This window comes from Bacillus sp. RZ2MS9 (assembly GCF_001816185.2).
Lineage (GTDB): Bacteria > Bacillota > Bacilli > Bacillales > Bacillaceae_G > Bacillus_A > Bacillus_A cereus.
This window is the reverse complement of the sequence record NZ_CP049978.1, coordinates 361736-375962: the sequence shown is the minus strand read 5'-3', so window position 1 is coordinate 375962 and position 14227 is coordinate 361736. Positions and strand designations below refer to the sequence as shown.

Genomic DNA, 14227 nt, shown 5'->3' with positions numbered 1-14227 from the left:
TTTCTATTCAATGAAAATTACAGCTATTCATCTTTACGCAATTCGTTTACCGCTTCGCAATCCGTTTGTTATTAGTTATGGCTCTTATTCTGATATGCCCTCTATTATCGTCAAAATGGAAACAGATGAAGGTATTATCGGTTACGGTGAAGGCGTTGCTGATGATCACGTCACAGGTGAATCATGGGAAAGTACTTTCCATACTTTAAAACATACGCTAACCCCTGCTCTAATCGGGAAAAATCCAATGAATATCGAAAAAATACACGACATGATGGACAATACAATTTACGGTGTTCCAACAGCGAAAGCCGCAATTGATATTGCTTGTTTTGATATAATGGGCAAAAAACTAAATCAACCTGTATATCAATTAATTGGCGGGCGCTACCATGAAGAATTCCCTATCACTCACGTTTTAAGTATTGCCAATCCAGAAGACATGGCTGAAGAAGCTGCTTCTATGATTCAAAAAGGTTACCAATCTTTCAAAATGAAAGTTGGTACGAATGTAAAAGAAGATGTGAAACGTATTGAAGCTGTACGTGAACGTGTAGGAAATGACATCGCGATTCGCGTTGATGTAAACCAAGGCTGGAAAAATAGCGCGAACACATTAACAGCACTGCGTTCATTAGGACATTTAAACATTGACTGGATTGAACAACCTGTTATCGCGGACGATATTGATGCCATGGCTCATATCCGTTCTAAGACGGACCTCCCGCTTATGATTGATGAAGGACTAAAAAGTTCTCGTGAAATGCGCCAAATTATTAAATTAGAAGCTGCTGATAAAGTAAATATAAAACTAATGAAATGCGGTGGCATACATCCAGCTGTAAAGCTCGCTCATCAAGCTGAAATGGCCGGCATTGAATGCCAAGTGGGATCAATGGTCGAATCATCTGTTGCCTCTTCCGCAGGATTCCATGTCGCTTTCTCAAAGAAAATCATTACGAGCGTAGAGCTAACAGGACCATTAAAATTCACGAAAGACATTGGAAACTTACATTACGATGTACCATTCATTCGCTTAAACGAAAAGCCCGGACTCGGCATTGAAATAAACGAAGATACACTACAAGAACTAACCGTCTTTCAAGACGTTGTACGCTAAAGGAGGACTATCATATGACAGTTCTATACAAAGGAACATTAAAACAAAATAACGAATCATTTCACGTTACATTACTATCACTAGAGCACATCGAACAAATTTTATCACTACAAAACATCGTAATTGAAGCACTAGAAGATAAAAGTCGTTTACAACCACTCTCACAAGAAGAATTTCAATACATTCTAGAAGGAAACGGCATGATGATCGGTGCTTTTATCGAAAACAAACTCATCGCATTTCGCGCTCTACTCGTCCCTCCTATCGACGATGAACATTTAGGGCTTGATATTGGTCTATCAGAAAGTGAACTGCACCGCGTCATCTATCAAGAAATCTCAAACGTTCATCCGAACTGCCGAGGAAATGGGATGCAAAAAATATTAGCGAAAGTCATTATGGAAGAATTGCAAAAAGAAGACAGCAAATATGATTACGTATGCTGCACCGTTGCTCCTTTTAACATTCCGAGCTTGAAGGATAAATTTGCGCAAGGAATGGAGATTGCTGCGCTGAAGGAAAAGTATGGTGGTAGTCTGCGGTATGTTTTTGTGAAGAAATTGCGCGGAGATAAAGAAAGCGATTTGACGGATGTTCAAAGTATTCTAATGAGTGATGCTAGTGGACAGCAGGCTTTGCTTTTGGAGGGGTATCGTGGGTATGAGATGGCGAAAGTGGATGGGGATTTTGTTGTGAAGTTTGGACGATAATCTATATACTCGAAAAGAGGAGATGTCTGCTGTGACCTCTTCTCTTTTCGATTTGTTGAACAATCCTTTGGTAAATGAAATTATATCAACGATTTTTCGAATATATCTATCATAACTTACAATATATCAACGATTTTTAAAATATATCTATCAAAACTCACAATATATCAACGATTCGACAAGAAATATCGATTTACAGACAAAAATCGATATCCCTTCCTAAACCGTCATCTTCCAACTAGATAACGCTAACCAATTCTCCATTTCTTTATAATCAGGCATTATCTTCCCGACAAGACGCCAGAAAGATCGATCATGATTTAAATGAACCATATGACACATTTCATGAACAACTACATAGTCAATTACTCGCTGTGGTGCCATTGCTAGCTTCCAATTGAATGTTAGTTGTAAATTCGAATCGCAAGTACCCCAAGTACGACTACTATCTGTAATACGAATAGAACGTGGTTTTGTTTTGAAATTACTTTGATGCGCTTTAATACTCTTCTCTACTAAAGATTTACACTGCTTATAGTAAAATCGTTTTAAAGCTTGTTGTATTTTCTCATCCTTAAGCTCTTTCACATAAATATGTAACTTATCCCCTTCAAAAATCGCATTGTCTTGCTCAATGCTTGCATCTTGGGAAATCTGTATCGGATACGTATTCCCTAAATACAAAAAGCCTTCTCCTTGATCGTAATCCTTTTCCTGTGGTCCACGCGCTCGCTCCGCCATTTCCTTACGTGTTGTCTGAATCCAATCCCACTTTTCCTCTAGCAACTGGACTAAGTATTCAACAGGTGCCCCTTTCGGAGCCTGCACTTCCACATTTCCATACGAATCCACAAAAAGACGCACGGACTTTTTTTTCTTATAAGTTATATGAAAATTAATTGTCTCACCTAAATATGTATGTACCATTTCATCACCTAGCATAGTATTTTTACAAATAAAAAAGAGTAGGATACGAACGTCCTACTCTATCTATTATATCATTTACTGCTTTAGCAAGCTTATTACCCTCTATACTTTACACCTAATCCCTTAATGAAATTCCTTGCGTATCTATCGCCGCACTCTTTGTAATTTTTATGGCCTTTCTTTCTTAATAGAGCGCCTAACTCTCCTTTTGTTACTGTAACGCCTACGCTATCTAATATATCAAGTACATCCTCACTCGTTAAAGATAGTGCGATTTTCATTTTCTTTAGAAGAAGGTTATTGGCACTCTCCTTGCTCTGTACAGGTGCAGGCTGCCCTGGTTTCGGATCTTGCTTTCCTCTTTTTAAAGTAATAAATCCATTTAAAAATGCCTCTAACATCATCATATCGCATGTTTTTACGTACTCATCTTCAACTACCTCATCATTTTCAGCTTCATGCTGAGGAGCTCTCTTTATTTTTGTAAGCATATCAACTACGTCTTCTTTCGTTACTTCCATCCCGCCAAGTTTAAAGATTTCTACCATATCTATATCTTTTATATCTAAAGCGTATCGTACTCTTTTTAATATATCGTTGTTGCTCATTGCCATTGGGTTTCCTCCTGAAATGTTGATTATTTATTCAGCAGTTAAAGTTTATCCTTTAATGTGCTTTCAACTATCATGTTTAATATAATTTTTTAGTTAATATCCGCTAAATTATTACTTTAACATTTTAGAGGTGTATTTTGTAGTCTTACCTGAATTAATACCTGTGTAGATTATACTAATCCACCCTAGAAATATACATTACTTTTTTATGAAGAAGTTAATTGTTAATAAGAAGAGACACCCAATGCAAAATAGAGATATAAAATGCTATTAACTCAACATTTTACATCTCTATTTTTTAGTAAATAATTTTTGAAATAACCATATCAAATGTTACCATTAAAAACTTTAATTGCTTAATACTAAACGACAAAAAGATTCAATAATATTTTTATAAGCTAGCTAGTTATTTAATTAATCCATATTCCTCTAACATATGTAATAAACTTGTATTAATTACATACATTCCATCTTCATCTTTTAATTTATCACATTGCTTATCACATAATATTTTGTACTTTTCTTCTTCCTCATAGTCTAATCCTTCTAATAAATATTCTAATTTAGCATTGTGCATTTTCAATAAAATATTAGCTTGGTTGGAATCTATAGTATGTATCTGGCCAATACAGGAGCTAGAATCGACCAATCGTTTATATCCACTAGTTCCTCCTACTCTTCTCTTTAAAACATCTATATGCACTGTAGAGTCATTAAATAATGGATCTGCTAGAGAATGAATATGTTTAAAGGATTCTATCATTGGATAATTTAAGAAAAGCTTTCCCCTTTCAGTAGAATCAGAAAAATTATCCAATAACACTTTTAATTTCAGAGCGTCAAATTGTGGGTCATGTGGATCAAAATCAAATATTAAAATTATATCGCTAAAATCTGCTTCATTTAATAGGTTTTCTTCATCTAAATCAAAATATTCATTTAAAAATAGTGGGATATCAATAAATTCAAATTCAATATTCCCATCACTATCAGGATAATCTTTTTTCAATCTATTGTAAAAGGCATAAATATTTGTCTTATATGCTATAATTTCTATATTATCTATTCCGTACAAACTATAAAAATGTTGAAATAAGTCTTTTTCTACTTTTTCACCTTCTACTAATAACAAAATTTTAGATTTCTCCACAATAGCTTTCTCTCCTTCTTAATTAAACTCGCCGCTTTGATATAATTTCTCTAAATTATGTCCTTGCCTTAATTCTCTTAATGTCGCATCTGCAATTGCCTTTATCGTATTCGGCATCATGAGTAAATAACAATCTGGACGCATAAACTTATTATTCATTAAATCTGTATTATGAGTAGTTACAAGTATTTGACAATCGCTTTGTGTCTTAATTTTTTGTAGTATTTTTTCTGCTAATTCGAAATGAAAATTAGCATCAAATTCATCTATAAAGAGAAACTTTATTTTATTTAAATTTTTTATTATTAAATATATACCGGTTAATGCTTTTGTTCCACTTGAAGCATTACTTATAAAATCAATAGGACGATTATAATCAAAGTATAACTTCTTCTCACCTTCTGGAGTTATATCAACTTTTAATTTAATTTTCAATCCACAATCATTTAAGAATCCTTCAAAATCCTCAACTAAACCAGCTTCTATAATATTATTGATTACTCCCTTATCGACTACGACCCTAGGGCCTCTGAACTGGACAACATTATCTAAGGGTCTTAAAATTGCCATTCCTTCTATAAAATTACTTAATTCCTTTAAAATAATTAATTTATTTAATTTAGCATTTGTCAAAATATATCTCAAAATTGTTATTTCATTATCCCATTCCTCAAAATTCAAATGCTTAAGTTCATCATAATTTGTTAAATTATTTAGTTCTCCATCTTGAGATTCAAAATTAAAAGCATATAAAATTTCATTATTTATTCTTAAACTTTCGCATTTAAGCTCTGTACTTGATCTTTTTTCATAAATATACTCTATTTCCTTATTTTCAATAACAAATGTATATTCAAATCGAGCAAACTTCCTTGTACTATTTGCATTTAAGAAACTAATATCATTATTTTGTGCTCTTTCATTTGGAAGAATGGTATATCTAATATCAATTAAAGCTTGACCTAAATTCGTTTTTCCAACAGCATTCCTTCCATACATTATAGCTTTATTTATAAGTCCACCCTTAATACATTCCTCATTAAATTTATAATCTCTAACATTTGAAAAATCTATTGTAATCGGCTCATCAAACGCTCTATAATTAGAAACAGTAAATTTTTTCAGCATCCTCTTCACTCCCGTAATTTTTTTACGACACATTACTCATTATATGATAACAAAAAGAATCATATACATCTAATAAAAAATCTAACCTTAACCGGATTAATTCTTGGTAACTCATATTAAATTGGTATATCGTCCCCATTTAAATTACAAATATAAAAAAGGCAACTTTCACAAAGGAAAATTGCCTCATCCTAAAATCAAACCGTACAATTCATGTGCACGGTTTGTATATCTTTCAAAAGCTAAACCGTCTCACTATCTCCAACCACATCAACACTCTCTTCAAACTTATCAAGCAATGCACGCACCTCATCAGTCGATTTCGTACTCATCAATTGATTTCTCAATTCAGCAGCTCCAGGGAAGCCTTTTACATAAATTTTGAAGAAGCGGTGAAGCCCTGTGATTGAGCGTGGCAGTACTTCTGCATATTGATCTTGAAGATCAAGTTGTAGTCTTAAAAGATCTAGATGTTCTTTACTGCTATGCTCTCTTGGCTCTTTTTCAAAAGCAAATGGATTTTTGAAGATGCCTCGTCCGATCATTACGCCATCAATGCCGTATTTTTCAGCAAGTTCCAGCCCCATTTTACGATCAAGGATGTCTCCATTGATTGTTATTAACGTATTTGGTGCAATGCGGTCACGTAATTTTTTAATTTCCGGAATTAGTTCCCAATGCGCATCTACTTGGCTCATTTCTTCTCTTGTGCGTAAATGAATAGAAAGGTTTGCAATATCTTGTTTGAAAATGTGCGTTAACCAATCTTCCCACTCGCTTAACTCTTTAAAGCCAAGTCTTGTTTTTACGCTGACAGGTAGTCCGCCCGCTTTTGCTGCTTGAATAAGTTCTGCTGCAACGTCTGGACGTAGAATAAGGCCACTACCTTTCCCTCTTGATGCTACATTCGGTACTGGGCAACCCATATTAATATCGATGCCTTTAAATCCTAGTTCTGCCATACCGATACTCATTTGACGGAAGTATTCGGGATTGTCTCCCCAAATATGTGCTACCATCGGCTGTTCGTCTTCTGTAAAAATTAAACGGCCACGTACACTTTTCATACCTTCTGGATGACAATAGCTATCCGAGTTTGTAAACTCTGTGAAGAATACGTCTGGACGACCAGCTTCACTTACTACGTGACGGAAAACAACGTCTGTCACATCTTCCATTGGTGCAAGTACGAAAAATGGTCGTGGTAATTCACGCCAAAAATTATCTATCATTTCAAATTCAAATCCTCTCACTATGAATACAATTTCAAAATCTAAATTTATAATTTGTGAAAATCAGCAATATTTATTTTAACTAAAATCGCTTATGAATGGTATTTTTGTAAACCAAAAAGCAGGTGGTATAGATTTTTTCTATATCAACTGCTTTCCTATTATACTAACTTAAGCCAAGCCACACACTCCACATGTGCATAATGTATATTATTGACGAAACACAATAATAAAAATGTAGCAGTGTTCACCAAACTCACTATGGCAACAACCAATCACTTTCTGGCTTTGTGATGGTTCTTGCATCGCTATAAGCCATTTCTAAGGTTAAACAAGTAAAACCAAAATAACTTAGCCCCTTTTCTTCTACTACCAATGCTGTGTCTACTTTATTTTTATCCTCTAAACAGAGTGGTATTAAAAATTGAATATTACCTTGGTAGAATTTTGGAACTGCAGATTTATAATTAATCTCAATCTTTCTCTCAGCCCTTTTAAGTGCACCATTAAATATATTCTCAAAATTCGATAAATCCCTTACCTTCTCAGGTAGTCTATCCTTTCGTTGCATTATATGTTCAAAATTTGGGATTATCTCCTTACTTGTATCAAAAATTAGTTCATTTAACTCCGTAAAGAATTCAGCTTTCTTTGGTAATGCACCAAATTTTTTCAAATAGTAGGAGCTAGATTCCTTAAAGAAATCCTTAAACTTCCAGGGTTGTGCACCAGAGTTGGGATTCTTTTCAAAGTACATATATATGTATTCATAATCATCATTCACTAACCCCGTGTTAAAACAAGCTTCGTTTTCCTTAATGCATATTTTTCTATTCTTATCCGTTCCCTCAAGATATTCCCTTTCTTGAGCTAACCTTTCATAATTATGTGTAACATAATTTTCAAGAATTGGGTTTTGATTATTTTTACGCGAAGGGTCTGGATTAGTAAATTTCCAATTTTCCTTTATAATAAGTCCTTCTAGTCGCTTTAATTTATCATGCCATCCAGGAATGTAGGCAAAATCTGAAAGCTTTGTCGGTAAAATCAATTTTTTCTCCCCCGCCCATAATTTTTTCTTTAAGCATTATTATATATTAATTGAAAAAAAAATTCAGGAGATAATTGAAGGGTTTTTTTTTGCATGTTATAATTAAATTCACAGATTATATGCACATTTGCTCATTCTAGGGCATACTATTTAATGATAAACCTTTATGTTTGATTTACCTTTATGTTTGATTTACCTTTATGTTTGATTTACCTTTATGTTTGATTTACCTTTATGTTTGATTTATCTTTATGTTTGATTTACCTTTATGTTTGATTTACCTTTATGTTTGATTTACCTTTATGTTTGATTTATCTTTATGTTTGATTTACCTTTATGTTTGATTTACCTTTATGTTTGATTTACCTTTATGTTTGATTTACCTTTATGCTTGATTTACCTTTATGTTTGATTTACCTTTATGTTTGATTTGCCCTCCAAAGCTACCTCAATAGGTGCTTTTTCTTTTTTAAAAACATTTTCCATTAAGATAAAATATTTTTAAAATACTTAGATTGTTACCTAGCAGAATCAAATCCCAATAAAAAGAACTAAGCAAAATAACTTAGTTCAGTAACTAAGATTATATATACCTTAAATCTTAGTTCAAAAAAGACATTTAAAAGGCACTAAGGAAGAAAAAAAGCATTATGGTGTTAAAAAACTTTAACATTTCTCTCAACTAACTCAAGCACTGTTTGGAAAGCCTCTGACAAAGTTATCCCCTCAAGTTTTATTATCCCATTGTTCCTTTTGTTTCTTTTCCTTAAATATGGCATATCGTACACCCTTGCTAACCCTTCGCTATACATATAATCGGAAACCTGTTCAATAATCCCCTTAATCATAAGCTCCTTTAGAATGACGCTCACTGTCTGACGAGAGAGTCCTGCAAGCCTTCCGATAGATACCATGTCAGCCGAGAATTCCCCCTCTACATGATATATCCTACCTATTATCAGCAATGCTAATAACACCTTACGATTGCTTTTCTTTTCCTGTTTTGCTACAAAAATTATGTCCTGTTGACTTATTATTAATTCCCTTCCACGTTTATAAAATAAACCTTTATAATCTTTATTTTTGTAAACATGTTCAACATTTCTTTCCACTTCTTGCTTTAAAAATTCTAAGTTGGATTCATTTGTTTTCTTACTCTCCCACTGCTTTGTAATCCAGTTAGAGATTTCTTCGATTGCCTTCCTGCAGGATATGTATTGTCCTTTGTAATATAACGCTAAGATAAATTGAGCATCATGACGTAGCCCCTTTCTTCTTAACCCTTTTTCTAGCAACTGTTTAGCTCGTTCCTCTAAGCTATGCGAGTCATGAAACGAAAGCTTCATTTCTGTGAGAGTTTTGACCGATTTATTTTTCCCTTCTATTAAAGCAGCTTTAGGTTCTTTAGAAACAGCTTGATTTTGCCTTTTTTTATTACTTAAAGCTATATCACAAGCATTCTCTATAATTCCATGATTAAAAGGACTAATTTGCAGAAAATAATTAATGCTATCTGGAACTGGCTCTAGCCTCTCTTTTTCAACATAACTAGCAAATTCTTTTGTTTTCTTATGATAGGCTAATGGCAACTTAATCCCACGCCCATTTATATTTTCTGGTCGTAGCTCAATCCCCTCAGCTAGTTTACCTAAACTGTGGAGTATCTTTTTACCCAAATTGGCTACCCTCTTTATTGGTACAGGGTTATCAAAAAACAGTTGTACATGGTATCCCTTACAACCGCTAAACATAACATGTATATCCTCCTCGTTTATTCCGTACTTTTTCAACTCATAAATTATTGCCTTAACACGGGATTTTTGTCCTTGTATATCTCCTTCTGCATCAATATCAAAGAACAGAAAGATAGTGGCATTTCCAAAATAAAATGTTCCCACCGTCCGTTCCCCTTTTATATGCGAACGGATAATATTATCCGTTAACTTATATTTTCTCTGTATCCACCCCACATTGCCGCTCTTATGTTGATATTGTTCAATGAATGGCTCCCTTGTTCGTATAAGAACCTTGTTCATTTGTTGTAAAACGGTTTCTATAGTTTGTTGTTGAATCTTACGCATTGTTGTTGTCCCCCTTAAGATATTAAAAATAAATAGCTCAATTTATTTTTTAGTAAAAAGCGAAAACCCTTTTCTAAAGGGGGCATTTCTAATACAAAATTTATTTAAGATAATATTTTTAGTAATATAGCGTACAAAAAACTAATGGGAGCTTTAGGTGATATAGGTGTTCCCTTTGTAGGTTAAAGCGGATTAATAGGCAAAGCCTATCCGCAAACCTACAAGAACACCTGTAATCACCAGCTCCCATGCTCCGCATATAGAAAATCCTCTGTATAATCAAGATTTTTTTCTAAAACAATTATTTATCTGCAATGTAATTTGGTTTATATCCACAAAACATTTCCATAACTTCACAAAAATCATATAATGCAGCATATCCTTTCATACGATTGCTTGTTTTTATGAACCCCTTTATCATCGTTTCGCGCTGCTTATAATTTAGCTTCCATCCATGTTTCTTTAATTCTGTATAAGTCCAAAATATAATAGGTATTCCTGTAGTTTCACTTAAAGTAAAATCAAATACAGGTAAACTACTTTCCTTCACAGTTTTCACATCAAACAGACCGTTTTCACCTGGAATCATCTATGCTTCAACCTTTTGAATACTTCTTAAAAACGAATTTGCTGTATTAATAAATACAGTTTTCCCTTCAGCAGTTTCAATACGCTCTGCTTTTATAGTTAAATCAATACCTGCTTCAATCAAATCCAAATTATTAATACCTTCTACCTTATTCCCAATTAAAACCATTTTCTCAAAACGATTACTGTCTAAGAGTGTATAGAGATTCACCTTTCCCTTTTCCTCTACCTTTGCAACAACATAACGACCTTGAATTGTAAATTTCATTATTTCTCCCCCTTTAAAGAGTTGGGCTTTAAAAAACCATTATTTTAATACACCAACTTTGATAAAAAGCAAGTATTTTAACCAAGATTTATTTTTATCTACTAAGAAGCAAAAATAAATACAGCAGTCAATAATAAGACTGCTGTATCGCATTAAGACTGAATATTTAAATGTAATATCTTTCTTTCATTATCTGTAATCGCATCATCTAAGATGTTAATACAACTATAGAATTTAAAATCACTAAACCTATAAAAGTTTGAATAGAAATTTCGCAAAATAAAATCTATAAATAGAGCGGGAGTAACAGGTGTATTTACTGGAATCCTACAATTCTTATAATGCCCCAAGGTTATGTGTGATTTAGAATGATGTATATCAATATGCACTTCATCGCTATTACTGTAATCAAATCTTATAGGGAAGGGGACAATATTTTTATAGAGAACCTCTTCATAGAGTTCTCTATCTCCGAGTAAATGTCCATTCTCTTGATGCCTATGAATATAGGGACAAGGATAGTACGCTAATCTATGCTTGATTAATTCACCATCACTAAATCGGTACATAAACTGTACTAAGGACTCATCTACCAATTTAACACTGTAGTCCCCATTTTTCTCTAGCTCATCATATACAATATTATATGGGATATTTCTCAAAGCAATTGATATATTATCCGTCTTTCCCCAATCAACAATATATTCGCCAGACGTTTCTCTCCTCATTGATGGGAAATTCTCTTCAGTGCTAATCCCTAAGGAAATTAATTCCTGTGTAACATAATTGATTTCCTCATAAATCTCAACCCTATTCATGCTCTGGCAACCCTTGAACAAATCTTGCTACTTGTTTCCGTAATGCTTCCGGAATATCTTCTGGATAAATCTCGCCATTTTCAAGTAACTTTAATGTTTCTTGTAGAGACTCTACAGTTGTTTTAATTTTTCTTTTCTCATCCTGTGTCATATCTCTATTGATAAGATACATTTTCTCCCTCTGCTCTTCTGTTGGATATGTGAAACTCAGCTCGAAATTTTGGGCTTTTATGCGTTCATATTCTGCCTTAAGTTTCTCCATATCTCTTCCTATGCCCGTGACTCTGACCCAGGATTTACTTCTCGTAAGAGCTGTAAACAGTATATTTCTTTTCTTAATCAATTCCTGACCAGAATAACAATTTTGACCATTAATAACATATACCATCCCAGCTTCATTTCCTTTTGCACGATAGATACCTGTGATTGTAATAGAGTCCTTCTCCCTGAAGATATCAGGGTCATTTGTACCTGCGATATGAGAAGCAATACCAAGCATATAAAGCTTCTTCCTCAATACACTAGCTGCACTTTGGGTTGTTAGAGGGTCTGTGTGTATCACCATTATATCCTGATGCCTTAACTCCCCCTCTTCCAAATCCTTCTTTATGTTAATAGCTACCCATTCAGCTTGCTCCTCTTCGTTGTTAAAAACATTAAATTTTAATAATTCATCTATAGGAGAATGCTCTAAGAATTCTGGACTCGCCGTTCTAGTTCTTCCAAGTTTCACCACATGTCCATCTGCTAGACTTCCTTCTAATATTTGATAACCCACATCTTTCCATAAGTTCTTTTCACTAAACATCTGAATCATTAATCCATCAGCTTCCGGATAATAAATACCAAATCCTAATGCGTGAGCTGTTGCCAATACAGGTCTTGAATTTCTATAGCAAGTCTTTAATATGATATCCTGTTTAGGTTTATCATCTTCGTTTCTTAATACTACTCTAGGATTATCATTGGCATCCTTTCCAAATATCTCTTCAGGGCTCTTCATTGTCTTCTTATTCAACGATTGTAGCTCATCGTATGCAAATATTAATCTTTTATCCTCAGATAGGATTTCATAACATAATTTTAAAAAGTCACTTGAAAAGTCCTGAGCTTCGTCTATAAGAATTAAATCATACATAGATTTAAACTCATTAATCTCTAGCATTGCTCTTTGACAAACCATCTCAAAACGCTTATCCCTGGAGTAAGTAAATTGCGCAGCATCATCAAATGTATAATATGGTATACCATGTTCTTTACAAACATTATAATAAATACCCTCATTATACGAACTTCCCCATGCTTGAATAATATTTATCTTATCCCAATCTGGTTCTTCTCTTTTATGTTCATATGTAAATCTGGTTATTAAATCTTCAAACTGCTTCTTTAAAGCTCTTGTATTAAATGTTACTGCAATTTTCCAATCTGGATTTTTTGCATGTAGATACGCCACCTTAAGAGCCAATACAATTGTTTTACCAGAACCAGCTAAACCTCTAATCCTTTGCGGACCATCAACAGTTTCTATAACTGCTGCACTTTGATTGCTATCCAAATTAGCTATCGATTCCTCTAATCTTTTTAAAATTGCCCCTTTAGAATTTTCATTTTTAATCTCTCTTTTAGGTTTAGACTTTATTTTAGTGACTGCTTGAATAGCTTCAAGCAGATGTGGATAATATTCAGGGTTTTCCCATTGTCTTTCTGATAAAAATCCTTCTAATTCATCATGATTTGTTGCCCATATAAAGTCCCCATCTGTATTTCCATCCGTTCTCCAGCCAGAAGCATAAGTGATTGCATTTATTTCCACCATAAACTTCCTTCTATCCTTTAAGGAGCTGTAATCACGTAATTTCGCCTCAGCTTTATTAAATAGTTCATCCTGAATATCTAATCTATTTTGATATTCTACAGATTCAACTAGGTCAATAATGACCACACCATGCTGTTTTGAAATTAACATTGCATCAATATTGATAGCCCCATCTACACTCCCGATAATTGGATACCCTAGATATAGCGTTCCTTCTATATCATGTCTTCCTTGAAAGAATTCTACCAAACTTTTGGTCGAAGCATACTTATCTGCTGCACCTCTAATAATGTTTACCATACTAAATTCCTCTCTATAAAGTTTTAAATATTTATCATTCTTAATTTCAAATACAAAACTCTTTTTATTGTTAGAGCGCTAATATTCCTACATTCTATATTACATTATTGTCTACTTTAAGCGTAGAAATAAGTTAGGTCCCTCCCATTTCCTAAATTAACATTGTAATTCATCAGTTTTTGTCAATTAAATCCCACTTAATCTTTCATAATAACAAATTTCTAATAAAAATAGATAATTTTTCAGCTTTAGTTTTGCTGTTCAAATTTTTATTTAATTTCTAAAAAATAAATTGGATTTTCCCCCAAAAAGAATTTTTAAAATTGTAATCTATGTTTGTAAACAAAAAGAGAACGGATTGTGCACATATCCGAATTAAAAAATATACAACAGGAGTGTTCAACATGTTTATTAAACGTAC

General features: G+C 33.3%; 13 protein-coding genes. 2 read left to right on the top strand and 11 right to left on the bottom strand.

Going from position 1 to position 14227, the window contains the following annotated elements:
• Positions 1-10 precede the first annotated feature (10 nt).
• On the top strand, positions 11-1120 hold the full coding sequence (locus BHV55_RS02000; RefSeq protein WP_070758032.1) for a mandelate racemase/muconate lactonizing enzyme family protein: 1110 nt from the start codon (positions 11-13) through the stop codon (positions 1118-1120).
• A gap of 14 nt (positions 1121-1134) precedes the next feature.
• Entirely contained in the window at positions 1135-1830 is a 696-nt protein-coding gene (locus tag BHV55_RS01995) for a hypothetical protein (RefSeq protein ID WP_000217576.1), read from the top strand.
• 219 nt (positions 1831-2049) lie between these two features.
• On the opposite strand, the gene BHV55_RS01990 is transcribed toward BHV55_RS01995, so the two are convergent.
• The 11 genes from BHV55_RS01990 to BHV55_RS01940 form a co-directional block, all read right to left on the bottom strand.
• Positions 2050-2757 carry a M48 family metallopeptidase gene (locus BHV55_RS01990; RefSeq protein ID WP_070758029.1) on the bottom strand — a complete coding sequence of 236 codons (708 nt, stop codon included), beginning with the start codon at positions 2755-2757 and terminating at the stop codon, positions 2050-2052.
• Positions 2758-2852: 95 nt separating this feature from the next.
• Positions 2853-3371, bottom strand: a complete 519-nt coding sequence (locus BHV55_RS01985; RefSeq protein WP_001251705.1) for a YehS family protein — start codon at positions 3369-3371, stop codon at positions 2853-2855.
• Between the two features lie 406 nt (positions 3372-3777).
• Positions 3778-4521: a hypothetical protein gene (locus tag BHV55_RS01980; protein ID WP_070758027.1), complete on the bottom strand. Its 744-nt coding sequence runs from the start codon at positions 4519-4521 to the stop codon at positions 3778-3780.
• Positions 4522-4539: 18 nt separating this feature from the next.
• Positions 4540-5649 (bottom strand): AAA family ATPase, encoded by a 1110-nt coding sequence (locus BHV55_RS01975; RefSeq protein ID WP_070758025.1) that lies wholly within the window; start codon positions 5647-5649, stop codon positions 4540-4542.
• Between the two features lie 242 nt (positions 5650-5891).
• Positions 5892-6881 (bottom strand): tRNA dihydrouridine synthase, encoded by a 990-nt coding sequence (locus BHV55_RS01970; protein ID WP_070758023.1) that lies wholly within the window; start codon positions 6879-6881, stop codon positions 5892-5894.
• Between the two features lie 259 nt (positions 6882-7140).
• Positions 7141-7932: a DUF3825 domain-containing protein gene (locus BHV55_RS01965; RefSeq protein ID WP_070758021.1), complete on the bottom strand. Its 792-nt coding sequence runs from the start codon at positions 7930-7932 to the stop codon at positions 7141-7143.
• Positions 7933-8588: 656 nt separating this feature from the next.
• On the bottom strand, positions 8589-10013 hold the full coding sequence (locus BHV55_RS01960; RefSeq protein WP_070758019.1) for a TOTE conflict system archaeo-eukaryotic primase domain-containing protein: 1425 nt from the start codon (positions 10011-10013) through the stop codon (positions 8589-8591).
• A gap of 301 nt (positions 10014-10314) precedes the next feature.
• Positions 10315-10602 (bottom strand): hypothetical protein, encoded by a 288-nt coding sequence (locus tag BHV55_RS01955; RefSeq protein ID WP_070758016.1) that lies wholly within the window; start codon positions 10600-10602, stop codon positions 10315-10317.
• The gene (locus BHV55_RS01950) at positions 10603-10869 is read right to left on the bottom strand and encodes a hypothetical protein (RefSeq protein ID WP_070758014.1); all 267 of its coding nucleotides are present in this window, start codon (positions 10867-10869) and stop codon (positions 10603-10605) included.
• A 152-nt stretch (positions 10870-11021) separates the two neighbouring features.
• The gene (locus BHV55_RS01945) at positions 11022-11687 is read right to left on the bottom strand and encodes a DUF2290 domain-containing protein (protein ID WP_070758012.1); all 666 of its coding nucleotides are present in this window, start codon (positions 11685-11687) and stop codon (positions 11022-11024) included.
• Positions 11680-13806, bottom strand: coding sequence for a DEAD/DEAH box helicase (locus tag BHV55_RS01940; protein WP_070758009.1), 2127 nt, complete (start codon positions 13804-13806; stop codon positions 11680-11682). The genes BHV55_RS01945 and BHV55_RS01940 overlap by 8 nt, the downstream gene beginning before the upstream one ends.
• Between the last annotated feature and the right edge of the window lie 421 nt (positions 13807-14227).